Source organism: Kitasatospora sp. Ki12 (genome assembly GCF_054601375.1).
This window is the reverse complement of the sequence record NZ_BAAIHT010000004.1, coordinates 21,021-43,986: the sequence shown is the minus strand read 5'-3', so window position 1 is coordinate 43,986 and position 22,966 is coordinate 21,021. Positions and strand designations below refer to the sequence as shown.

Here is a 22,966-nt window from a genome sequence, read left to right as displayed (position 1 = left end):
TTCAGGGCCGGGTCAAGTTGACAGCGGTTCGCCCAGGGGCCCGTACTGCTCCTCCAGGTTCGCGGCCCAGTGCGCGGCGAAGTCCGGCCGGCTGCCGTCGGCGTCGGTGAACCCGTACTCCCGGTACAGGCCCCAGGTCGCCAGTGCCCGCCCGGTCTTGGCCATGACGTCCGGGTCCGCGGCCAGTGCGGCCACCGCCCGGCCCAGGTAGGCGGGGCTCTCGGAGTGGGCGAAGTTCGGGTCCTGTTCGGCGCCCTTGCGCCAGTCGTCCTCGGTGACGCCGAAGTGCTCCAGCAACGCCTCCGAGCGCAGGAATCCGGGCGTGAGCGCGACGGCGGCGACGCCGTGCGGCCGGAGTTCGGCGGCCTGGGCGACGGCGAGGCGGATGACCGCCGACTTCGCCAGGTCGTAGAAGAAGGAGCCGCGGTAGCGGGCGGTGTTGCCGTCGGTGACCTCCACGACCAGGCCGCTCCCGCGGGCGACCATGAGCGGCAGCGCGTACCGGCTGGTGATCACGTGGGTCTCCACCGCCTGCCGCAGCAGCCGCAGGCCGGTGTCGAGGTCCTGTTCCCACAGGGGGTGTTCCCAGTCGGTGAGCGGGTCCCCGCCCCAGACGGAGTTGACCAGGAGGTCGAGCCGTCCGTCCTGTTCGGCCGCGATCCTGCCCACCAGGTCCCGGACCTCCTCGGGGCGGCTGTGGTCGGTGCGGACGGGGATGCCCCGGCCGCCGGCGGCGGTGACCTGCTCGGCGGTGCCCTCGATGGTCTCCGGGCGGTCCAGCTCGGAGCGGCCGCCGGCGCTGCTGCGGCCGGTGACGTACACCGTGGCACCGGCGGCGCCGAGCGCGACGGCGATGCCCCGCCCTCCGCCCCGGGTGCCGCCGGCGACCAGGGCCACCTTCCCGGCCAGCGGGCGGTACTTGTCGGCGGTCGCGTCAGTGGTCGCGTCGGTCGTCACGTCAGTCATCGCTGTTCCTCCGGGGTGTCGGCGGGCGGGAGGTGGGGGCGGAGCACCGCGTCGAGTTCGCCGCGCAGCCGCTCGCCGAGGGCGCCTTCGCGCTCCAGGGCCCAGGTCAGGCCCGCTCCGACGGTGACCGCCTGCACGGTGCGGGTCAGCGCGGCGACGTCGGTCCCGGCACGCAGTTCGCCGGCGTCGGCGGCCTGCGCCAGCAGCTCGGCGACCGCCCGGGCCTGGGCGCGGTGGACGGCCAGGGCGCGCTCGTGGAGCTGCGGGTCGGCGAGGTCCGCGCACAGGAAGGCCAGGTGGTTGGCGAACGCCTCCGGCGTGGCCATCACCGCCACCGTCTCCGTCAGCAGTGCCGCCAGGGCCTCGACAGCGCTGTCGTGGGCGCGGCGCACCCGTCGGATCAGCTCGTCGGCGTCCTGGACGGACCGGTCGGCGAGGGCCAGGAGCAGGCCCCGCTTGGAGCCGAACCGCTGCACGAGGGTGCCCGGCACGACGCCGGCCTCGCGCGCCACCACGGCCAGGGTGAGCCCGGCGGGCCCCACCTGCCCCATGACCCGCGCCGTCGCGCGCAGGATCGCCAGGTCGTCGACCCCGCGGGGGCGTCCGGCCATCGCCACCACCTCCCATTAATAAATGCCTGTTCATTTATTAAAGCAGGCGGAGCCGCCCTCCGGCCACCCGCCCCGGCCGGAGGACACACGGCGGGCGACACATCGCGAACAGGAGGCACATTCACCCGGACGGAGTAACTTGGTCGTACTCCACCCGTCATGGTCCGGCCGTCGGAACGACCATCGAAGGACCGTGCGTACGGGCCACCAGGCGATGAGGTGATGGACATGCGCGAACCGATGACCGAGGGCGGCGTGCCGGAGTCGGCGTCCGGGATGCGGCGGCAGCTCTACAGCGGGGGCGAGCGCCCCTTCGACCCCGAGGACCTCGTGATGGCGTCGGGCCGCGACGTCACCCCCGGGCGTCTGGAGTGGGCGCGCCAGGAGATCGAGCAGAAGGGCGCCGCCGCACTGGAGCGCTACCTCCCCTGAGCGGAGGCGGTCCGGCGGTGGTGCCGCCACCGGACCGCCGAGCCAGGCCGTTGAGCCGGACCGCTGAGCCAGGCCGCCGAACCGGACCGCCGGACCGGACCCGGGCGGGTCTCAGGGGAAGCGCAGGTCCTGCCACGAGCAGGAGGAGTCGGTGCCCCTGCCCGCGATCGTCCAGCCGGCCGGCACGGGGTAGCCGTAGACCCGGCCGCCGGGCATCGTGCAGCCGACGTCGGTCCTGACCACGGCGCCGTGCGGCGCGCCACCGAGGTAGGCGACGGAGGAGGTCCGGGCGTCGAGGGACACCCCCACCAGCACCCAGCCGGCGGGCACGGTGGTGTTGGCCAGGACGCCGACCCGGGCCAGGTAGGGCGCTCCGCCGAGGTACTCGATGGTCTTCTGACCGGCCGCCTGGTCCTGGGCGATCGCCGCCCAGCCCGCCGGGACGGGGGCGTACAGGCCGATCTTGGTCTGCGTCCCGAACGGCGGGTTCGCGGCGGCGGCCGCACCCGCGGTCGCCGCCGGCCACAGCAGGGCGGCCGCCGCGAGCACGCAGGCGGCCAGGACGGGGGTTCTTCGGACGGACGCGCTGGAGCGCATGGGGACTCCTCGATGCTCGGGGCGGGACCACGGACGCGAACAGGAGAGAGGGGAGAGGACGAGGACGGGGCGCTGATCGTCACGGGCCGGACCGGACCGGCCCGGCGGGCGGCGCCCCGTCACCGGCCACGCTCCACCCCGGCGTGACCGGCCGTCAACGCCGGCCGCCCCCGGCCGGGGGCAGACCGCGCGCACCGCCACCCCGACGGAAGCGGGGCGCGCCCGCCCGCGCGCCGGTGGTACGCCCGGCCCGCCCCGGCGGACCCGACCGGCGCGGCCCCCGACGTGACCCCGGCGCGGTCCGACCGGTCGAATGTCAGTGCCAGTGGCGATGATGCTGCCTATGAACGACGCCGCTCTGCTCACCCCCGGCGACTACGCCGATGCCGTTGCCACCGCCGTACGGGCCGCCGCCGCCTACTACACCGACGGCGCCACCCCGCTGGGCGACGACGAGTACGACGCCCTGCTGCGCGACGTCGCGGCCTACGAGCAGGCGCACCCGCAGGAGGTGCTGCCGGACTCCCCCACCGGGAAGGTCGCCGGCGGCGCGGTCGGGGGCGACGTGCCGCACAGCGTGCCGATGCTGTCGCTGGACAACGTCTTCTCGGCCGAGGAGCTCGCGGACTGGGCGGCCGGGCTGGAGCGCCGCCTGGGCCGCCCGGTGGACGCCTGGTGCGTGGAGCCCAAGCTGGACGGGCTGGCGGTGGCCGCCCGCTACCGCGCCGGGCGGCTGCACCAGCTGATCACCCGCGGCGACGGCCTGGCCGGCGAGGACATCAGCCACGCCGCCGACGCCGTCCTGGGCCTGCCCGCCGTGCTCGCCGAGCCGGTCGACGTCGAGCTGCGCGGTGAAGTCCTGCTCACCCGCGAGCAGTTCGAGCACGCCAACGAGGTGCGCACCGCCCACGGCGCCGTCCCGTTCGCCAACCCCCGCAACGGCGCGGCCGGCACTCTGCGCGCCAAGGACCGCCCCTACCGGGTCGAGCTGACCTTCTTCGGCTACGGCGCGGTCGGCCTCGACGAAAGCCCCGACGGGGGAATCGGCGACGGGCCCGGCGAAGGCGAAGGCCTCACCCACAGCGCCCTGCTGGAGCGCCTGGCCGCCCTGGGGGCCAACACCGCCGCCACCACGGCCGCCCACCCGCTGCGCTGCGCGACGCTGGAGGAGGCCCAGCAGCGGGTCGACGAGATCGCCGCGCTCCGCTCCGAGCTGCCGTTCGGCATCGACGGCGTGGTGGTCAAGGCCGACTCCGCGGCCGACCAGCGGGAGGCCGGCTCCGGCTCGCGCGCGCCGCGCTGGGCCGTGGCCCGCAAGCTCGCCGCCGAGCACAAGGTCACCCGGCTGCTCGACGTGGAGTGGAACGTCGGGCGCACCGGCATCATCGCCCCGCGCGCCGTCCTGGAGCCGGTCGTCATCGACGGGGTCACCGTCACCTACGCCACGCTCCACAACCCCGCCGACATCACCCGGCGCGGCCTGATGCTCGGCGACCGGGTCTTCGTCTACCGGGCCGGTGACGTCATCCCGCGCGTCGAGGCGCCGCTGGTCGACGAACGCACCGGCGAGGAGCGGCCGATCGCCTTCCCCGAGGTCTGCCCGCGCTGCGGCGACGCCATCGACCGGGAGGAGCAGCGCTGGCGCTGCGTCCGGGGCCGTAACTGCCAGCTCGTGGCGTCCATCAGCTACGCCGTCGGCCGCGACCAGCTGGACATCGAGGGCCTGGGCGGCACCCGCGCCGTCCAGTTGGTCGAAGCCGGCCTGGTGAGCGACCTCGCCGACCTGTGGGCCCTCACCCGTGAGCAGCTGCTCGCCCTGGAGCGCATGGGCGACACCAGCACCGACAACCTGCTCGCCGCGATCGAGACCGCCCGCAGCCGCCCGCTCAACCGGGTCTTCTGCGCGCTCGGCGTGCGCGGCACCGGGCGCACCATGTCCCGCCGGATCACGGCCCACTTCGGTTCGATGGCCGCGATCCGCGCCGCCGACGCCGAGACGCTGGCGCAGGTCGACGGCATCGGCACCGAGAAGGCCCGCGTCATCGTCGCCGAACTCGCCGACCTCTCACCCCTGTTGGACCGCCTCGCCGACCGCGGCGTGGGCACCGCCGTCACCGCGCCGCAGGCACCCGCCCCCGCCAGCGCCGAGGAGCCGACCATAGAGGGCACCGGCCCGCTCGCAGGCGAAGCCGTCGTCGTCACCGGCAGCATGACCGGCCCCCTCGCCACGCTCTCCCGCAACGAGGTGAACGAGCTCATCGAGCGCGCCGGCGGCAAGGCCTCCTCCTCCGTCTCCAAGCGCACCACCCTCCTCGTCGCCGGAGAGAAGGCCGGCTCCAAGCGCGCCAAGGCCGAAGACCTCGGCATCCGCATCCTCACCCCCGACGAGTTCGCCGCCCTGGTCGCCGCCCACCTGCCCCAGGCCTGACGGCCCCGGGCAAGCGGGCCGAACGCCGGCGTCAGCGCACGACGTCGGCGTTCTCCCAGTGGCGGTCGAAGTACTCCTTGAAGTACTTCGCCGCCTCCGGGCCCTCCAGGCGCATGCCGGAGACCCGGGCGCCGACGGTGAAGGCCAGGAAGACCGCCCGGTCGTCCATGATGGCCATGCTCAGCAGGTCCGCCCGGATGGACCAGCGCACGTCCCTGATCTCGTAGCGGGTCAGGTCCCGGGTCTCGGCCCGGTGCCGGGCGGTCCAGTCGGCGAACTCGGTGGACGAGCCGGAGCAGAACAGCCGCCGCACCGAGCCGCCGGCGCGGGCCCAGTCCAGCACTCGGCCGAAGTAGTCGGCGAACTCCTGGGTCGACTGGCTGAAGTCGTCCGGGGTGCCGGTCCGGACGTACCAGGTGTCGAGGTTGCGCACCCCGCGCTGGAGCAGGTAGGCGGTCGCCGCCCCGTAGAAGGCGGCGGCGTTGGGGTAGTGCTCGATCCGGCTCGGCGCCGACCGGTCGACGCTCTCGCGCAGGGACCGGAGCTCGTCGCGCATCCGGGCGAGCTCGTCCTTCGACTTCCGCAGCGGCACCAGCGCCCGCATGATCACGTAGATCGCGAGGAACAGGAACGGCATCTGCCAGGCGAGCGAGACTCCGAACACCCCCGCCACAGCCGACGCGCCGCAGGCGACGATGCACATCCCGGCGACCACCCGGTCGTCCCACGACGCGATCTGCCGTTCCGACTCCTCGACACTCCGACTCCCCGGCACAGTCCCCACTTCCGATCGATGATCGACATGAATTCCTGCGGCATGTAGCGGAATTGACGATGCATCATGGTAGGGGCGGCCTCGGAACGACCAGAAGCACAGGTCCGTCGCGGTTCTGTCACACGACCGTGCGGGCGGGTACCGCGCCCCGCCCTCCACCGTGGACGTGCCGCACGGGAGCCTTGCCGGCGAGCGCCCACCGGTTCCGGCCCCGCCCGCGCCTTCGACCAGATGTCGGATGCGGGGCCGGCGAATCGCAGGCGTGTGGCCTCGAACACTCAGTCACCGTGAGCATCCAGCCAGAAGACGATACCGGCAGGAAGCCATCGATCCGCTTCCGACTCGGAGAGCTGCCGCCCAACGAGACATGGCCGCTGCGGGGACACGCCCTGTGCAGCGATACCCGGCGACGTCGTCCCGCGCGTCGAGGCACCCCTGGTCGACGAGCGGCCAGGCCGTCCAGCCGGGCCGTGAGGAGCCTCCTCCGTCCGGGCCGCAGTCGCAGACCGTCAGACGAGCAGTGAAATGTCACCCGTCACCCGTCACGCGTCACGTGTTGACAGTGGCCTCGTTCTGACAGAAGCTCAACTCCTGTCACAGGAAGGGGGGATCATGCCTGCGGATGCCTGTCTGGGAGGCGGGGCGGCGGTGGAGGCTGTCGAGCGGTCTTCCGTCGGCGCTGCCGCTGGGAAGCTCAGGAGGCTGCAGACGGCACTGGCCGTTGCGCCGCCCCGGCCCACCATGCTTCCCGCCCAGTCGACGGAGACGTGCGGAAGCGGCTCTCCTTGCTCGGTGCGCGCGGCCGTGTACGCGGTCGACGACACTCGGCGGTCGTCCGTCACGGACGCGGCCATCCCCCGATCGCCCGGCGTCGTCACCGTCGCGGGTCCGTGCCTCTTCTCGGATCCTCTCTTCTGCCTTGTCTCGGGAGCGCCGGTCCGGCGCACGAGCACTGGCGACGAAGGCGCGCGGCGCCGCAGGTCATCACGATTACCGGTCGCCTTGCCGGTCAGCGATCCGTCCGGCATCAGGTGGGGGATGTGAAGAGTATGGCAACGCCTCCACCTGGCATCGGTATGAGGGCCGCCGCAAGCCTTCTCGAAGACACGGTTTCCACGGCCTGCTCAATGCCGCATGACGATTCCGCCATCGCCCGGGCCGAGAAAGCCGTGTCAGCGTTAGGGAAGTTCTTTGCACTACACCCTGTCGCAGCTTCCTTCCCTTCGTTGTGAACTCCTCAGATTGCTCGACAGCTTCTTTCCGGCGCGTCACGCATCACGCAACTGGTCGACATCTATGCCGGCGTGCGACAACTGACTCGCTGGCAGCGTATTCAACTCAGGAATTCCTCAGTCACCTCCCTCCTGCAAGAGGTTTCCCCTCATCTCCAGGCTCTTCGGGGGGCGGGTCAAGTCCGCCCACCGACCATGCCTGCAGGCCGAGCGGCGATCCCACGGGGCCTCCGACTCGACCGTGACTGGTCGCCCTTCGACGGCGCCGGATTCTCATCGTTCAAGCGCATCCTCCAGCAGACCCACTGCGTGTTCGCCCAGCGCTCGACGATCTGGGCGGCACCCGACTGGAACGGCAGCACCCTCGCCGACGCGATGGATCCCTGGAGCCGGGCGCTGGCCGGCTTCGCGGAGGCGTGTCGGCGCGAGGCTCTCGACGGCGTCCTCATGTCCCTCCCCTCCTCCTTCGGCGCCACTGTGAACGGGCTGGCCTACACCACCCGTCAGATCGTGGAGGGGCTGGCCGCCCGGGACCCGCGCGGTCGTGGCGATGCGAGGTCGCCGGAGCGTGAAGGCTGGTATTTCAGTTTCGCCGGCGAGCGGATGTTTGTGATCGCCATGGCGTCCTGCTATTCGCCAGATCATGCGCGCCACACTTTCGGGGAACCCTTCACTTTCCTTCTCCTCCAGCCCGACAGCGCTTTCGAACGGGCAGTCAGCCCCGGAAGCGACGGCCTCATATCCGGTGCGGTGCGCTCACGGATCAGGGAGCTGTACGCGCGGCACGGCCGTCCTTGCGACGTCTCGATCACGCTCTCCCCCTGTGAGGCTCACCGATTCGTGAAGCCTGCCGCTCTGGGAGATCCGCCGGTTCGCTGGTGGGAATCCGTCGGCGGCGTTCGGGGTTCTTCGCCCCGGCGGCGACGGGCCTGACTCCGGCAACCGTGCCGGCCGACGAGCTTCAACGCGCGAACGCCCTGCTCGGTCTGGTGGGCAACGGAGCCGGCCTGCTGGGACCCGCCATAGCCGGTCTCCTCGTCGTGTACGCCGGCCCCGGCTGGTCCCTGCTCATCGATTCCGCGACTTTCCTCGTCTCAGCACTTCTCCTGCTCCCCATGCGCCATCACAGCGGGGGCGATCCCAAGGTGGGCGGGGTCCCGCGAAGTGTCATGGGGGAACTCCCCGACGGCCGGCACGAGGTGCGGTCCCGTTCGTGGATGGTGGCGGGTATCGCTCAGTTCCTGGTCTTCCAGGCAGGCTTTGCGGTGTTCTTCACGCTGGGACCAGTGACCGCGAGATCCTCGCTGGGCGGTGCGGGAGCCTGGGGGGCGCTGGTGACGGCCTTCGGTGCCGGATCGCTCATCGGCGGCCTGCTGTCCCTGCGGTTCACGCCGACACGCCCCCTGGTGGCCGTGCAACTGTCCATGCTGGCTGCGGCCCCGGCCCTGGCCGCGCTGTCTCAAACCGGCGTACTGCCGCTGCTCCTGGTCGCCACGGCGCTCGCCGGGGCGGGCTTTGCCGCGGCGGACACGTTCTGGGAGACCACGCTCCAGCGGGAGACACCACCGGACCGGCTCGGACGGGTGGCCGCCTTCGACCGCCTCGGATCCTCCGCCCTTCGCCCGTTCGGATATCTGCTGGCCGGCAGCGCGGCCGCGGCCGTCGGCCGGAACGTGACCCTGCTCGAGGCGAGCGTCCTGTTGGCCCTGACCGTGCCCGCGATCCTCGCGTTCGTACCCCGAGTGCGGCGCCTCACGAACACGCCGGAGGCGCCGCACGCACAACCGGCGGAGAAAACCTCCTGACCCCTCTTGCGGAGGAAGAGCACTTCAATGACCACACCCCGGAAGATCGTGCTGCTCGGCGGCGGATTCTCTGATGATCCGGACACCCTGCTCGACGACTTCGTTCTGAGCCACGCGAGAAGCAAGCGGCCGAAGATCTGCTTCCTGCCCACCGCGAGTGGCGACTCCGACGGCTACGTCCGACGCTTCCACGCCGCGTTCGGCGAACGCGACGACTGCGAACCGGCCCATCTGCCCTTGTTCCGACGTACGCACCACGACCTCCGCGCGTTCCTGCTCGGCCAGGACATCGTGTACGTCGGGGGAGGCAACACCGCGAACATGCTCGCCGTGTGGCGGGAGCACGGCGTGGACGACATCCTGCGTGAGGCCTACGCGAACGGGACGTTGCTCTGCGGAATCAGTGCGGGGGCCGCCTGCTGGTTCGAGGCCTGCCTCACCGACTCCTTCGGTCCTCTCGCCCCGCTCACCGGGGGCCTGGGGATCCTGCCCGGCAGCATGTGCCCGCACTACGACAGCGAGGCCGAACGCAGAGCGGCATATCTCTCCGCCGTGGCAAGCGGGGCACTGCCGGAGGGCTGGGCCCTGGACGACGGCGTCGCCGCACTGTTCGCGGACGGACGCCTCGCGGACATCGTCTCAAGAACCCCGGACTCCGCGCTCTACCAGGTAGCCCGGGGCGTCGACGCCGTACGGTCGGCCGCTCCCGACGCCGTTGAAACGCGATTCCCCGCGAGCCTTCCCGCATCCCGCCGCCTGGAGGCCGAACGACCATGAACCTACTGCAGCTCAAGCCCTACCTGGAGGCCCGCAAGCTCGGTACCACGCTGCGGATCGGCCATGTCCCGCCCAGTGGTACGGAGATCCTCGACGCACCCGGCTTCCTCACCGGGCTGATCGCCATGTTGTCCGCCCCCACCGAACGCGGCACCGCAGTGGGGTACCTCGCCGAGACGGCCGGCCTGACGGCAGAGGCCGCGGAAGAACTCATCGACCAGCTCGTAGACGCCGAGATCGTCGGTGCACCCATTCCGAGCGACGGCCGCTACGCCCGGCACCTGCTGTACTACGACATGATCGGACTGGAACACGAGAACGTGGAGCTCCTGGGGCAGGCCGGGTTCCAGCGGGTCGACTGCTTCTGGAGATGGATGAACTTCGCGGGCTGGATAGCGGTGAAGACCGGATGATGCACCGGTGACCACCCGGTCGTCCCACACTGCCCATTGCCCGCCGATGGGACACACCCGAACCCCGACCGCCGAGTAATGAGTGGTCAACTCCCTTGGCAGACAATAGGCTTCGCGCATCCTGAGCCCAACTCATCCACGGGGGAACCGATGAAGCTCCGCACTTCCGCCATGCTCGGCACCGGTCTGCTCGTCGCCATTCTGCTGTCCGCCGGTGCCGGGGGCAGCGGCGTCGGCACCGCCTCCGCCGCGCAGAACGCGCCGACGTACTTCGCGGCGGGCTCGGACGCGTCCGCGACGGAGTACGGCCTGCTGCTGACCGCCGGCACGGACGCGACGACCGTCGAGTACGGCCTGCTGTAGGGCCGCCGCACCACACGCTCGACGACGGGGCCCCGCACCGGACGCCGGTGCGGGGCCCCGTCGTGCCCGTGGGCGGTGACCGGTGTCAGGAGGTGGTGAAGGCGACCTGGTCGACGGTCCAGAAGGCGCTGTTGGTGCCGGTGTAGCGGAACTGGAAGCGGGCGGTGGCGGCGGCCGCCGGGATGGTGACGGGCAGCTGCTCGACGGTGTTGAGGTCGCTGCGGTAGGACTTCACCAGCTGCGGGGCGCCGTTGTCGAAGACCACGTACAGGTCGCCGGTCTGCGGGCCGTCGATCTTGTAGTTCGTCGCGAAGGAGAGCGTGCCGCGGCTGCGGCCGGTCACCGGGTAGGCCGGGCTGACCAGGGTGGAGTCGAACTGACCGGCGCCGTGGGCCTTGTCGTCCCACTCGTCGGAGTCGGCGACGGCGAACACGTTGCGGGCGCGCACGTTGGTCTCGCGGGACTGGCCGAGCTGGGTGGCGGTCCAGAACTCGTCGGTGGCGAAGGCCCAGCCGCGCCACTCGGTGACGCCGCCGCTGGGCATCCGGGAGTTGTCGATGCTCCAGCCGGCCGGCGGGGTGTGCGTCCAGCCCTTCACGGCGGCGGGGATGCCGGTCTCGTCGACGCGGGTCTGCAGGCTCGGGCGCAGCGCGTCGAAGGCGTCGGGGGTGATCTCGTCGATCGGCTGCCCGTCGAGCTTCCAGGCGGGGTCGACGGGGACGCCCTGGTGCTTGAGGACGGTGGGGGCGATGTCGACCGGCTTGACGTCGTAGCGGCGCGAGCCGGGGGTGTAGCCGGTGCCGTCGGCGATCAGGAAGGTCTGCCGCTCGTTGGCGCTGTTGCCGCCGTGGCCGCCGGCGTCGGTGTGGCCGTGGTCGGTGGTGACGACGATCAGCCAGTCCTCGGAGCCGTACGTGGGGCGGGACTTGACGGCCTGGACGACCTGGCCGACGAGGGCGTCGACGGAGTGGATGGCGGCCGCGTACTCGGGGCTGGTGCCGCCGTGGGCGTGGCCGGCCTCGTCGACCTCGTCGAAGTGCAGGAAGGTGGTGTCCGGGTTGCCGTGGGCGAGGTAGTCGGCGGCGTCGGTGGCGGTCTTGGTGTCGTTCTCGCTCTCCGGGATGCGCAGGTCGGCGCGGCCGTTGAAGACGTTGGCGGTGATCGGGTTCCAGGAGCCGATGACCAGCGTGGAGTTGGTGGGGTCGGCGTTCTCCAGGCGGGTGGCGAAGTCGGGGAACAGGTCGAAGCGGGCGCCGGTGAAGGCGTTGTCCTTGACCTGGTGCTTGTCGGGCCAGGCGCCGGTGGCGATGGTCGACCAGCCGGGGCCGGACAGGGTGGGTGCCAGCGGGTTGGCGTAGAGGTTGCTGGTGGCGGTCAGGCCGCCGGCCATCAGGGCCTTGAGGTTGGGCGCGTCGGCGGTGAGCAGCTTGTCGTAGCGGGTGCCGTCGACGCCGATGACCAGGGTCTTGGCCCGCTTGGTGCCGTTCGGCAGGCCCTGGTACGAGCCGTCGGCGGTGGCGGTGGCGTCAGCGGTGGCGGTGGCGGTGGCCGCGGAGGCGGCCGCGGAGGACAGCGGGATCAGCGCGGCGGCGGTGGCGGCGGCGGTCGCGGTGGCGAGGGCGACGGTGCGGGCGGACCGGGAGGTACGCAAGGGGGGCTCCCAACGGGGCGGCGGCGCGGTGCAGTTGCACCGGCACCGAGGATGGGGCGGCCGGGCGAGGACGGGCCCTCGGCGAATCCACGGTTGTATGAACAACCGCCGAAATTCAGTCCAGACTGGTTATCGTTCCGTGACCTTTGGGTCCGCTCCCCCGGGCCCGCTTCCCGCCCACACCTCCGGGTCCGCTCCCTCCGCGCCCGCTTCCCGTCCGGGCCCGCTCGGTAGGCTTGCCCGGTGATCCACCCCATCCCCCCGGCCGGCCCCGAGCCCGCCCGCGCCGGCGTCCCCGAGCACGGCCGGGTGCCGAAGTACTACCTGGTCAAGTCCCGGCTCGAGGACCTCATCGGCGACCTGGGCCCGGGCGGGCGCCTGCCCACCGAGGCCGACCTGGCCCAGCGTCACGGCGTCGCCCGGGCCACCGTCCGCCAGGCGCTGCGCGAACTGCTCCTGGAGGGCCGGCTGCGCCGCCAGGGCCGGGGCACGGTCGTCGCCGGGCCCAAGATCGAGCAGCCGCTCTCCCTCACCAGCTACACCGAGGGCGTCACCCGCCAGGGCCTGCGCCCCGGCCGCACCCTGATCGGCCTGGACCGCCTGCCCGCCGACCCGGCGATGGCCGGGCGCCTGGACGTGGCCGAGGGCGAGCCGCTGTGGCACCTGGAGCGCGTGCTGCGCGCCGACGAGGAGCGGGTCGGGCTGGAGTCCACCTACGTGCCCGTCGCCCGGGTGCCCGACCTGGCGGGCGACTTCGACCCCGAGGGCTCCTTCTACGGCTACCTGCGCGACCACGGCGTGCACCTGGGGGCCGCCGAGGAACGCATCGAGACCGTGCTCGCCACCCCGCGCGAGGCCCTGCTCATCGGCACCCCGCCCGCCCTGCCGATGCTCCTGCTCCACCGCCGCAGCCTGGACGCCGACGGCCGCCCGCTGGAACAGGTCCGCACCCTGTACCGCGGCGACCGCTTCAGCTTCACCCTGGCCCTGGGCGCCCCGCCCGCCTGAGGACCCGCGGCGGGCCGGCCCGGACGGGGTGCTCGGGGCGGGGTGCTCGGCTGGGTGGGTCATGGCGGGCCCGCGACGGTTTCCCTGGGCTGCCGGCGGGTGATCCTTTGCGGCCGGAGCGGCGGTCCGACGCCCGCCGCCGAGTCACCCTGAGCACCCCGAGCCGTCGTCCGGAGGCCCCGCCGTGTCCCTGCACCCCCGCCCGTCCCCGCACCCCCACCGCCCCGGCCGCGCGGCCGCCGTCCTGCTCGCCGCCGCGCTGGCGCTGGCGCCCGCCGGGCCCGCCGCGGCATCGGCAGCCGCGGCCACGCCCCACGACGACGGTGACCTCGCGCTGCGTGCCCGGCTGCAGGAGCTGGTCGACCGTCCGGACGGGCCGCCCGGCGCGATCGCGGTGCTGCGCGAGGGCGAGCGGGTGCGGGTGTTCCGGGCCGGGGTCGCCGAGGCCGGCACCGGCCGTCCGCCCCGCACCGACGACCACATGCGCCTGGCCAGCGCGGCGAAGGCGTTCAGCGGCGCGGTCGCGCTGCGCCTGGTCGACTGCGGGCTGCTCGGGCTGGACGACACGGTCGCCGGCCGGCTGCCCGCGCTGCCCGCCGCCTGGGGCGCGGTGACCCTGCGCCAGCTGCTGAACCACACCAGCGGGCTGCCGGACTACAGCGCGGCGCCGGACTTCCTCGACGTGATCCGCGCCGACCCGCACCATGTGTTCGACTCCCGGCACCTGCTGGACTTCGTCGCCGACCGGGAGCTGGAGTTCGCCCCCGGCTCCCGCTACCAGTACTCCAACTCCGACAACATCGCCGTCGCCCTGATGGCCGAGGCCGCGACCGGCCAGCGCTACGAGGACCTGCTGGACTCGCAGGTCTACCGGCCGCTCGGGCTCACCCGGACCAGCCTGCCCTCCGGCTACCAGCTGCCCGCGCCGTACCTGCACGGCTACGACGTCCAGCCGCCCGACCCGCCGGAGGACGTCAGCACCCGGTTCGGCGCCTCGGGCTCCTGGGCGTCGGGCGGCCTGGTGTCCACCCCGAGGGACTTCAGCGCGTTCGCGGCCGGGTACGCGGGCGGCCCGCTGATCGACGACGCGACCCGCCGCCAGCAACGGGACTTCGTCGCGGGCGCCTCCGAGCCGGCCGGCCCGGGGGCCAACCGCGCCGGACTGGCGATCTTCGAGTACCGCACCCGGTGCGGCGTGGTGTACGGGCACACGGGCAACACCGCGGGCTACACCCAGCTCGGCGCGGGCACCCCGGACGGCCGCCGCAGCCTGACCGTCTCCGTCACCACGCAGGTCAACCAGCGCGGCAACCCGGACCTGCTGGCGCACCTGCGGGACGTCGAGGAGGACTTCGTCTGCGCGCTGCTGACCGACTGAGGCCGGGGGCCCGGAGCCGCGGGCGTCAACTGTCGGGACCGGCACCTACCTGCGCCGGATGCACGTCCACGCCGGCGCCTACCTGGGCGGGCAGCTGTCCGAGCTCTGCCTGGACCGGCCGGCCTGAGCACCGTCCCGGGGCGGCCGGTGCACGACCGGCCGCCCCGGGACCGTGCGGAGACCGCTCAGGGCCCGGTCGGCAGGGCCCGCAGCCGGCTGACCGGCGAGAGCACCAGGCCGACCACGACGGCCGCGGAGCCGGCGGCGGCCACCGTCAGGGCGCCCCGGGCGCCCAGCCAGCCGGTGAGCACGCCGGCCGACAGCCCGCCGAGCGCGCCGCCGCCGTACAGCAGGGTGCGGAAGGCCGCGGTCATCCGGCCCATCATCGCCTGCGGGGTGACGGCCTGGCGGAGGCTGACGATGACGACCCCGGCCACGCCGAGGCCCAGGTAGGTGGTGAAGAAGGACAGGACGAACAGCGCGACCATCACCGGTCGCGGTCCGGCGGCGGCCGGGATCAGGGCCGGGCCGAGCAGCAGGGCGGTCTGGGCGACAAGGTAGACCCGGCCGAGCGGGAAGCGCGCGATCACCCGGCGCGAGACCAGGGCGCCGATCAGGCCGCCGACGGAGGCCGTCGCGAGGACGCCGCCGAGGGCGGTCGAGCCGAGGTGCAGGTCGTGGGTGCCGTAGAGCAGGAACATCGTCCACACCGTGATCATCGAGAAGTTGCAGCAGAAGCCGATCAGGGCGAGGGCCCGGAGCACCCGGTCCTTGAGCACCCAGCCGAGGCCCTCGCGCAGTTCGCGCCACAGGTGCCGTTCGGCCACCGGTTCGGGGCGCGGCTCGGGTGTGCGGATCAGCAGCAGCGACAGGACGGACACCGCGTAGGAGCAGGCGTCGACGACCAGGGCCACCGGGGCGCCGAGCGCCGACACCAGGACGCCCGCCAGTCCGGGCCCGGCCACGTCGGCGGCGGAGGAGCTGGCGCCCATCTTCGCGCTGGCCTCGACGTAGTGCTCGCGGCTCCTGACCAGCACCGGCACGTACGACATCCAGCTGACGTCGAACACCACCGAGGCGATGCCGACCGTGCAGGCGATCGCCATCAGCACGGGCAGGGTGAGCGCGTGCCACCAGTACAGCAGCGGGACGAGGGCGAGCAGGAGCAGCCGGACCAGGTTGGCGCCGAGCATGACCGGCCGGCGCCGGGCGCGGTCGGTCCAGACGCCGATCAGCAGGGCGAGCCCGAGGTAGGGGACGAGCTGGAGGAAGCGCAGCAGGCCGACCTGTTCGTCGCTCGCGCCGAAGGCGCCGATGGCGGTGAGCGGGAGCGCGAGGTTGGTGACCTGGGTGCCGAGCAGCGAGACGGTCTCGCCCAGCCAGAACCGCAGGAAGTCCGCGTTGCGCCACAGGCCCGGCGGCGGGGCCTCGGTGACGACGGGCGCGCCGGTCGGGGTGGAGGTCTCGGTCACCGGGCGCTCCCGGCGAGCTCGGCGACGGCCGCGGCCACCGCGTCGACCTCCTCCTCGGTGTTGTAGTAGTGCGGCGACAGCCGCAGGCACCACTCCACCTCCTTGTCGGCGAAGTCGTACTGGGCGAACTCCCGGTAGCTCAGGGCCGAGTTGACGCCGCGGGCGTCCAGCGCGGCCTTGAACGGCCGCGCCTGCCAGCCCTCGATGGCGAAGGTGACCAGCGCGGCCGGGGCGGGCCCGCCGTCGAGGGTGCGGACGCCGGGCAGGGCGGCCAGTTGCTCGCGCAGCCGCGCGGCCAGGGCCGGGGTCCGCCGGGCGACGGCCCGTGGTCCGACCCGCAGGGCGTAGCGGACGGCGGCGGCGCAGCCGAGCACGGTTGCGTACGGGAACTCCCACTCCTCGAAGCGGGCGGCGGTGTCGACCGGGCGGTAGTGGCCGGGGGCGACCCAGCGGGCGCCGTGCATGTCGATGTGCAGGGGTTCGTGGCCGGCCGCGAGCACCCGGTCGGAGACGTACAGGAAGCCGGAGCCGCGCGGGCCGCGCAGGAACTTGCGGCAGGTGGCGGTGAGCAGGTCGCAGCCGATCTCCTCGACGTCGACGGGGTACTGGCCGACCGACTGGCAGGCGTCGACGAGGTAGAGCAGGTCGAGTTCGCGGCAGTGGCGCCCGATCTCGGCGACCGGCTGGACGAGCCCGGAGTTGGTGGGCACGTGGGTGGCGGCGACCAGGCGCGGGCGGTGGGCGCGCATCAGGGCGGCCATGGCGTCGACGTCGACGCCGCTGCCGTCGGGGTGGTCGGGGGCGTGGACGATCCGAACGCCGTGGCGCTTGCGCAGGGAGAGGAAGGCGATCTGGTTGGAGACGAAGTCGTTGCGGGTGGTGAGGATGGTGTCGCCGGGGCGGAAGTCGATCGCGGAGAGGGCCTTGGTGTAGGCGTGGGTGGCGCTGGCGGCGAAGGCGATGTTGCCGGGGCGGGTGTGCAGGAGTTCGGCGAGCGAGGCGTGGAAGTCGGCGATCTCGGTGGTGCGGGCGGCGTGGGCCTCGTAGCCGCCGATGGCCGCTTCCAGGTGCAGGTGGTCGAGCATCGCCTGGAGCACCGGACGGGCCATCAGTCCGCAGCCGGCGTTGTTGAAGTGGATCACCGTCTCGCACCCGGGGGTGTCGGCCCGCAGGGCGGCGAGGTCGAGGGGCCGATCCGGGCCGCCGGCGTCGAGGGGCGGTTCTGAACCGAGGAGCGGTTCCGGACTGTCGACGAAAGCGCTATTGTCATCCTTCATGTCTGACGGTAGCAGTATCGAGACGTTGGTGGCGCTCCTCCGCGCGGAGGTCGCCCGCCTGTCCCCCGGCGACCGCCTGCCCAGCAGCCGGGACCTGATCGCGCGTCACGGCGTCGGCCCGGTCACGGTCTCCCGCGCCATCGCCCTGCTCGCCGCCGAGGGCGCCGTCGTCACCCGCCCCGGCAGCGGCACCTACGTCTCCGCGCGCCGGCCGAGCCCCGTCGCCGGCGGCGAGCCGGACACCTCCTGGCAGGCGGTGGCCCTGGCCGGCCGGCACGTCCCGCCGGAGACGCCCGACGAGCAGCCCGAACGCCTGCCGGCCGGCACCGTCGCCCTGTCCGGCGGCTACCTGCACGAGAGCCTCCAGCCCACCCGGCTGCTCGGCGGCGCCCTGGCCCGGGCCGCCCGCCGCCCGGACGCCTGGCACCGCGCCCCGGCGGCCGGGCTCTCGACGCTGCGCACACTCTTCGCCCGGCAGGTCGGCGGCGACGTCGGCCCCGAGGACGTCCTGGTGACCGGCGGCGGACAGGGGGCGCTGTCCATGCTGTTCCGCGCCGTCGCCGCGCCCGGCGACCCGGTGCTGGTCGAGTCCCCGACCTACCCCGGCGCGCTGGCCGCCGCCCGCGCCGCCGGACTGCGGCCGGTGCCCGTCCCGATGGACGAGCACGGGCTGCGCCCGGACCTGCTCGCCGACGCCTTCGCCATGACCGGCGCCCGCCTGCTCTACTGCCAGCCCACCTTCCACAACCCCACCGGCACCGTCCTCGCCCCCGAACGGCGCCGACAGGTCGTCGACGTGGCGCGCGCCGCCGGAGCCTTCCTCGTCGAGGACGACTTCGCCCGCCTGCTCGGCCACGGCCGGCCCGTGCCGCGCCCGCTGGCCGCCGACGACCGCGACGGCACCGTCATCCACCTCAACTCGCTCACCAAGCCCGCCTCGCCCAGCCTGCGGATCGGCGCCGTCACCGCCCGGGGCCCGGTCATGCGGCGGCTGCTCGGAATGCGGCGCGTCGACGACTTCTTCATCGCCCGCCCCCTCCAGGAGGCGGCCGTCGAACTGCTCAGCACCCCCGCGTGGGACCGCCACCTGCGCACCCTGGCCACCTCTCTGCGGCACCGCTGCGCCGTCCTGGCCGACGCGCTGGCCCGGGAGCTGCCCGACTGGGACCTGCACCGGATCCCGGAGGGCGGCCTGCACCTGTGGCTGCGGCTGCCCGCCCACCTGACCGAGACGGAGGTCGCGAACGCGGCACCGGCCCACCGGGTGTCCGTCAACCCCGGCCGGCCGCACTTCCCGGCCGAGGCGCCCGCCGCCCACCTGCGGCTCGGCTTCGCCGCCGCGGCCGAGCCCGCCGACCTCGCCGAGGCCGCCGCTCGCCTGGCCGCCGCCACCCGCGCCGGCTGAGCCGACAGCGCTGCCCGTACGTGCCCCGGCCCCCGTCCCGCAGTCACCGTGCGTACGCGCCGCCGCCGTTCACCGGCCTTCCCCGTCGCGCTGCGTACCCGCCCGGCAGCCCGAGCTGCACGGGCCGCCGCGCGGCGCGACGCTGGAAGACGGACGGCGCCCGCAGCCCGGCGGCGCGCCGCCACCGCGACCCCGGGACGCAGTCATGGACCCGAGCATCACCCCGGCGGACCTGGCCACCGCCGCCGACCCGCACACCTTCGGCACCTACCTGGCGGGCATCAAGCCCGCGCACGGCCACATGGACACGGGCCACCCGGGCCGCTCCACCTCCGTACGCACCGCCGAGTACGAGGGCCACCGGATCAGGATCGTCACCACCTACGACATCACCGTGGACGACCGTCCGCTGCCGGCCGGGCTCGACGTGGACGACGACGGCGTGCTGACCTGCCACGGCCTGCCCGCCTACCAGTTCTTCTCCGCGGTGGACACCGTCAAGGCACTGATCCGCTCCTTCCCCGGCCGGTTCGGGCCGGACCACCCCGGACAGGACCAGACCGGACAGAACCCCGGACAAGGCCACACCGGGCCGGACCACACCGGACAGGGCGGCTGAGATGCCCGTCCTCCGGAGGAACATCCTCGACGACGCGACCGCGCGCGACGACTACCTCGCCGGTGTCCTCGCGCTCAAGCAGGAGCGCACCGCCTTCACCACCGAGCAGCTCGGCGTCCCCGGGCCGCCCGCCCCGGTGTTCACCTACGACCAGTTCGTCATCTGGCACTGCTGGACGATGATGACCCCCATCCCGCCGGGCGGCAGCCCGCGCAAGCGCAACGCCGCCCACCGAGGACCGATCTTCCTGCCCTGGCACCGCGTGATGCTCGCCCTGCTGGAGACCAGGATCCAACAGGTCCTGGGCAAGCCGGACTTCGCCCTGCCCTACTGGGACTGGGCGGCCGACGGCGACCTCGGCTCGCCCACCACCGCCACCGTCTTCACCGCGGACTACCTCGGCGGGGACGGCGATCCGGTGCACACCGGCCCGTTCGCCCATCGCCCGGCCGATCCGACGTCCTTCACCGTCCGCATCGAGAGCGACCTCAACGGGATGCCGGTCCAGACCGTCCCGCCGCGCGGCCTGCGCCGCTCCTTCGCCCGGGACTGGCCCACCCTGCCGACCACCGACGAGGTCAAGACGGTGCTCGCCCACAAGCCCCCGGCCGCCGGCACCGATCCGGCCGACCGCTACGACACCACCGCCTTCGACAGCTCCTCGCAGGGCTTCCGCAACCTGCTGGAGGGCTGGATCCCGCGCGACCTCGCCCGCCCGGTCCACGCGCACAACCAGGTCCACGTCTGGATCGGCGGCGACATGGCGCCCGGCACCTCCCCCAACGACCCGGTGTTCTTCCTCCACCACTGCAACGTCGACCGGATCTGGGAAGGCTGGATGACCCGCTACGGCCGGGTCTACGCGCCCGGCATGAGCGCCCCCGCGGCCACCTACCAGGGCGAGCGGATCGGCGACCCGATCGTCTCCCCGCTCGGCGCCACCGCGACCCCGGGCTCCGTCCTCGACATCTCCGCGGTCTACACCTACGACCGGCTGCCCTGAGGGAGCGTCACCGAGAAAGCGGCGAAACAGCGGGACCGAAAAGCGGTCACCGGAAAAGCAGCAGGGGCGGAAGTCGAAAACGACTTCCGCCCCTGCCCGTTGGAGCGCCGGGCCCGAATCGAACGAACCCCTCCCACTGAAAGTGGGCGTGCTACCGCTGCACCACCGACGCCTGTCCGGCCGGGTCTTCGACCGCTTCCGCGATCCTGTCCCGCCGACGAGGAAGAAGTTACCAGCTGATGATCGGGAGAGGAAAATCGGCAGGACTCCCCCGCCGCCGGCGGGGCGGAACACGAAGGAGCGGCGGTGAACGCGACCGCGAGGGAACGGTTCGACCACTGGCGGGAACTGATCGGGCGCACCCGGGCCAGCGAGGTGGCCAGCGCCCACGCCGACGACTTCCGCGCCGAGATGCGGCGCCTGGAGCTCGGTCCGGTGACCCTCCTGCGCACCTCGTTCCCCTCCGCGCGGTTCTGGCGGACCGAGCGCATGGCCCGGCGCTCGGACGCCGGGGTGCACCACCTGACGCTGCTGCTCGACGGCGACATGGCCCTGAGCCGCGACACCCGGCACCCCACGGAGGCCTTCGCCGCCGGCGACCTGCACCTGCTCGACGGCTCGGACCCCTTCGACCTGCGGGCCTTCGCCTCCCCCGCCTCCGCACCCTCCTCCGCCCCCGACCGGGCCGAACGCCGAGTCGAGGCCGTCGGCGTCGACTTCCCCACCGCCCTGCTGCCGATCCCGCCGCAGCGGCTGCGCACCGTCCTGGGCCGGGGGTTCTCCGGCCGGGAGGGCACCGGCGCGCTGCTCGCGGACTTCCTCGTCGGCCTGGACCGGCAGGCCGCCCTCCTCGGACCCGCCGAAGCGCCCCGCCTGGGCACGGTCGTGGTCGACCTGATCGCCGCCTGGCTGGCCCGGGAGCTCGACACCGAGACCGCGCTGCCCGACGACACCCGCCGGCGCGCCCTCGTGGAGAACGTCCACGCCTTCATCCGGCGCAACCTCCACGACCCCGAACTGACACCCGCCGCGATCGCCGCCGCCCACCACATCTCCGTCAGCTACCTGCACCGCCTGTTCACCCAGCACTCCGAGGGCGAGACGGTCGCCGCCTGGATCCGCCGCCGGCGGCTGGAGCGGGCGCACCGCGACCTGGCCGACCCCGCGCTGCGCACCCTGCCGGTCCACGCCGTCGCCGCCCGCTGCGGCATCCCCGGCCCCTCCGACTTCAGCCGCGCCTTCCGCACCGCGTACGGCCTGCCGCCCGGCGAGTACCGCCGCCTGGCACTGGCCGGCGGCACGGACGGATGACCGACCCGTCGACGCACTGCCAACGACCTGTCGACGCAGCGCCAACACGGCCGGCCCGCGCACTGGCATCGTCCACCTGGACACCGGCGGCCCGGCACGCCACGGGGGAGCGTGCCGGGCCGCCGGTCCTGCCGCGACGCGGGTCGGGACGGGTCAGGCGGTCTCGTAGAGCCAGGGCGAGCAACCGCCGCCGCCCGAGCGGCAGATCCGCCACGCCAGGCTCTGGCCCCACTTGCCGGAGGAGATGGTGACGTCCCGCCAGCTGCCGTTGCCGTTGTAGTTGACGAGGTCCCCCTGGCTGACGCCGTTGATCTTCCACTGCACGTACGGGTACTGGCCGTCGGCCTCGGTGTCGCCGATGCCGAACATGTGCTTGTTGGGGTCGTAGTAGCCGTAGGCGCCCGTGATGACGTAGTTCTGCGCGCTGGCCGTCGTCGCCAGGCCCACCACCGCGGCGGCGGCGATGGCGACGGAAACGACCGAGTTCCGCATGATCCTGCGCATTTCTATTCCCCTCTCAGCATTTCCCCGAAGCCCGGGACGACCGAATTCGCCCCGCACTTTGAAATCCCCGGAAATTCCCCTCGACCGGGTACGTCCCAAAGGTTTTCAACGATCGCGGAACGGCGCAACGCGCGGAGAGCGGAACCCGTGCGACCCCCGTGCGGACCCCAGCCGGTGCATGAGCGGCATTTGAGGACGGTTTTACCGGGAGCTGAATCGTACGGCCCGGAAAAGGCGTTCCTTCCACCGGGAATTCCGAGGTCAGGAACGCGCCGGGGCCCCGGACGGCGCGGTGCCGTCCGGGGCCCTCCCCCTCCCCCGCTCGGTGGTGGCGGTGGGTCAGTCGGCCAGGTTGACCGGGCGGTAGGCGTGGTAGCCGTCGCCGTCCTTGAGGCCGTAGCTGTGCGAGGTGTGCCGGGTGCCGACGTGGCCGGCCTGCTCGTAGGCCTGGTAGGAGTGCTTGCCGCTGTCCCAGTGGTCGAAGACGACGACGTGGCGGTGGTCGGGGTCGTTGCTGTTCGCCTTGATGACCAGGTCGCCCTGGCGCAGCTCGGACATCTTGATGGGCTTGGTCCAGCCGTTGTTCTTCAGCGCGACGGTGTTGGGCGCCGGCTTGGGCAGGTTGAGCGCCATCGAGGCGTAGCCGGAGCAGTCCTGGCGGTAGCCGTCCTTCCAGGTCTTGTGCTGGCTGTACGGGACGGGCTTGCCGGCGTCGGCGGTCAGCCAGCGCGTGGCCCGGCGGATCTCCTCGGCGCGGGTGATCTTCGGCGCGGCGGCCCGCTGGTCCTGCGCCTGGGCGACGGTGTCGGTGCCGGTCGCGGCGACGGCGGGCGCGGTGAGGGTGAGCGAGCCGAGCAGGGCGGTGGCGGCGAGGGCGGGGACGGTCCAGCGGCGGATGCGGTTCATGACGGTGTTTCCTTTCCGAGGGAATCGCGGTTC

General features: G+C 73.1%; 22 protein-coding genes and 1 tRNA gene. 13 read left to right on the top strand and 10 right to left on the bottom strand.

The genetic code is table 11. The features are described 5' to 3' along the window. Positions 1 to 12: 12 nt before the first annotated feature. Positions 13 to 966, bottom strand: a complete 954-nt coding sequence (locus ACYP53_RS39700) for an SDR family oxidoreductase (RefSeq protein ID WP_459651012.1) — start codon at positions 964 to 966, stop codon at positions 13 to 15. Then, entirely contained in the window at positions 963 to 1,577 is a 615-nt protein-coding gene (locus ACYP53_RS39695) for a TetR/AcrR family transcriptional regulator (RefSeq protein WP_229929278.1), read from the bottom strand. The genes ACYP53_RS39700 and ACYP53_RS39695 overlap by 4 nt, the downstream gene beginning before the upstream one ends. Before the next feature lie 228 nt (positions 1,578 to 1,805). Here ACYP53_RS39695 and ACYP53_RS39690 point away from each other — a divergent pair, with 228 nt between their 5' ends. Further along, positions 1,806 to 2,009 (top strand): hypothetical protein, encoded by a 204-nt coding sequence (locus ACYP53_RS39690; protein WP_373313956.1) that lies wholly within the window; start codon positions 1,806 to 1,808, stop codon positions 2,007 to 2,009. A gap of 111 nt (positions 2,010 to 2,120) precedes the next feature. On the opposite strand, the gene ACYP53_RS39685 is transcribed toward ACYP53_RS39690, so the two are convergent. After that, a complete protein-coding gene (locus ACYP53_RS39685; RefSeq protein WP_459651011.1) occupies positions 2,121 to 2,606 on the bottom strand; it encodes a hypothetical protein in 486 nt (161 codons plus the stop codon). 334 nt (positions 2,607 to 2,940) lie between these two features. Here ACYP53_RS39685 and ligA point away from each other — a divergent pair, with 334 nt between their 5' ends. Continuing rightward, positions 2,941 to 5,034, top strand: coding sequence for an NAD-dependent DNA ligase LigA (ligA, locus tag ACYP53_RS39680; protein ID WP_459651204.1), 2,094 nt, complete (start codon positions 2,941 to 2,943; stop codon positions 5,032 to 5,034). Positions 5,035 to 5,065: 31 nt separating this feature from the next. Here ligA and ACYP53_RS39675 read toward each other — a convergent pair whose 3' ends face one another. Then, positions 5,066 to 5,809: a hypothetical protein gene (locus ACYP53_RS39675; protein WP_459651010.1), complete on the bottom strand. Its 744-nt coding sequence runs from the start codon at positions 5,807 to 5,809 to the stop codon at positions 5,066 to 5,068. 1,541 nt (positions 5,810 to 7,350) lie between these two features. On the opposite strand from ACYP53_RS39675, the gene ACYP53_RS39670 reads away from it, so the two are divergent. The 5 genes from ACYP53_RS39670 (at position 7,351) to ACYP53_RS39650 (ending at position 10,399) form a co-directional block, all read left to right on the top strand. Beyond that, the gene (locus ACYP53_RS39670; protein ID WP_459651009.1) at positions 7,351 to 7,974 is read left to right on the top strand and encodes a YqcI/YcgG family protein; all 624 of its coding nucleotides are present in this window, start codon (positions 7,351 to 7,353) and stop codon (positions 7,972 to 7,974) included. An 11-nt stretch (positions 7,975 to 7,985) separates the two neighbouring features. Further along, entirely contained in the window at positions 7,986 to 8,846 is an 861-nt protein-coding gene (locus tag ACYP53_RS39665; protein WP_459651008.1) for an MFS transporter, read from the top strand. A gap of 27 nt (positions 8,847 to 8,873) precedes the next feature. Then, the gene (locus tag ACYP53_RS39660) at positions 8,874 to 9,623 is read left to right on the top strand and encodes a Type 1 glutamine amidotransferase-like domain-containing protein (RefSeq protein ID WP_459651007.1); all 750 of its coding nucleotides are present in this window, start codon (positions 8,874 to 8,876) and stop codon (positions 9,621 to 9,623) included. Further along, on the top strand, positions 9,620 to 10,036 hold the full coding sequence (locus ACYP53_RS39655) for a hypothetical protein (protein WP_459651006.1): 417 nt from the start codon (positions 9,620 to 9,622) through the stop codon (positions 10,034 to 10,036). The genes ACYP53_RS39660 and ACYP53_RS39655 overlap by 4 nt, the downstream gene beginning before the upstream one ends. Before the next feature lie 150 nt (positions 10,037 to 10,186). Next, on the top strand, positions 10,187 to 10,399 hold the full coding sequence (locus ACYP53_RS39650) for a hypothetical protein (RefSeq protein WP_459651005.1): 213 nt from the start codon (positions 10,187 to 10,189) through the stop codon (positions 10,397 to 10,399). A gap of 85 nt (positions 10,400 to 10,484) precedes the next feature. Here the strand turns inward: ACYP53_RS39650 and ACYP53_RS39645 are convergent, their stop codons facing one another. After that, the gene (locus ACYP53_RS39645) at positions 10,485 to 12,050 is read right to left on the bottom strand and encodes an alkaline phosphatase family protein (RefSeq protein WP_459651004.1); all 1,566 of its coding nucleotides are present in this window, start codon (positions 12,048 to 12,050) and stop codon (positions 10,485 to 10,487) included. A 243-nt stretch (positions 12,051 to 12,293) separates the two neighbouring features. Between ACYP53_RS39645 and ACYP53_RS39640 the strand changes: the two genes are divergently transcribed. Together ACYP53_RS39640 and ACYP53_RS39635 are read left to right on the top strand one after the other, a co-directional pair. Continuing rightward, positions 12,294 to 13,058, top strand: coding sequence for a GntR family transcriptional regulator (locus tag ACYP53_RS39640; RefSeq protein WP_459651003.1), 765 nt, complete (start codon positions 12,294 to 12,296; stop codon positions 13,056 to 13,058). 184 nt (positions 13,059 to 13,242) lie between these two features. After that, positions 13,243 to 14,436, top strand: a complete 1,194-nt coding sequence (locus ACYP53_RS39635) for a serine hydrolase domain-containing protein (RefSeq protein ID WP_459651002.1) — start codon at positions 13,243 to 13,245, stop codon at positions 14,434 to 14,436. A 185-nt stretch (positions 14,437 to 14,621) separates the two neighbouring features. Here the strand turns inward: ACYP53_RS39635 and ACYP53_RS39630 are convergent, their stop codons facing one another. Beyond that, complete coding sequence (locus ACYP53_RS39630; RefSeq protein WP_459651001.1) at positions 14,622 to 15,908, bottom strand: MFS transporter; 1,287 nt, start codon at positions 15,906 to 15,908, stop codon at positions 14,622 to 14,624. Continuing rightward, complete coding sequence (locus ACYP53_RS39625; RefSeq protein WP_459651000.1) at positions 15,905 to 17,185, bottom strand: aminotransferase class V-fold PLP-dependent enzyme; 1,281 nt, start codon at positions 17,183 to 17,185, stop codon at positions 15,905 to 15,907. The genes ACYP53_RS39630 and ACYP53_RS39625 overlap by 4 nt, the downstream gene beginning before the upstream one ends. Here ACYP53_RS39625 and ACYP53_RS39620 point away from each other — a divergent pair. From ACYP53_RS39620 to ACYP53_RS39610, 3 genes are all read left to right on the top strand, one after another. Next, a complete protein-coding gene (locus ACYP53_RS39620; protein WP_459650999.1) occupies positions 17,184 to 18,590 on the top strand; it encodes an aminotransferase-like domain-containing protein in 1,407 nt (468 codons plus the stop codon). The two genes, ACYP53_RS39625 and ACYP53_RS39620, sit on opposite strands and share 2 nt — an antisense overlap. Before the next feature lie 205 nt (positions 18,591 to 18,795). Continuing rightward, on the top strand, positions 18,796 to 19,209 hold the full coding sequence (locus ACYP53_RS39615; RefSeq protein WP_459650998.1) for a hypothetical protein: 414 nt from the start codon (positions 18,796 to 18,798) through the stop codon (positions 19,207 to 19,209). A 1-nt stretch (position 19,210) separates the two neighbouring features. Continuing rightward, positions 19,211 to 20,212 carry a tyrosinase family protein gene (locus ACYP53_RS39610; protein ID WP_459650997.1) on the top strand — a complete coding sequence of 334 codons (1,002 nt, stop codon included), beginning with the start codon at positions 19,211 to 19,213 and terminating at the stop codon, positions 20,210 to 20,212. Positions 20,213 to 20,312: 100 nt separating this feature from the next. On the opposite strand, the gene ACYP53_RS39605 is transcribed toward ACYP53_RS39610, so the two are convergent. Further along, a tRNA-Glu gene (locus ACYP53_RS39605) sits at positions 20,313 to 20,384 on the bottom strand. Positions 20,385 to 20,518: 134 nt separating this feature from the next. Here ACYP53_RS39605 and ACYP53_RS39600 point away from each other — a divergent pair. Next, complete coding sequence (locus ACYP53_RS39600) at positions 20,519 to 21,523, top strand: helix-turn-helix domain-containing protein (RefSeq protein WP_459650996.1); 1,005 nt, start codon at positions 20,519 to 20,521, stop codon at positions 21,521 to 21,523. 153 nt (positions 21,524 to 21,676) lie between these two features. Here the strand turns inward: ACYP53_RS39600 and ACYP53_RS39595 are convergent, their stop codons facing one another. Further along, the gene (locus tag ACYP53_RS39595) at positions 21,677 to 22,027 is read right to left on the bottom strand and encodes a hypothetical protein (protein WP_189924474.1); all 351 of its coding nucleotides are present in this window, start codon (positions 22,025 to 22,027) and stop codon (positions 21,677 to 21,679) included. Positions 22,028 to 22,366: 339 nt separating this feature from the next. After that, entirely contained in the window at positions 22,367 to 22,933 is a 567-nt protein-coding gene (locus ACYP53_RS39590) for a C40 family peptidase (RefSeq protein WP_189924472.1), read from the bottom strand. Between the last annotated feature and the right edge of the window lie 33 nt (positions 22,934 to 22,966).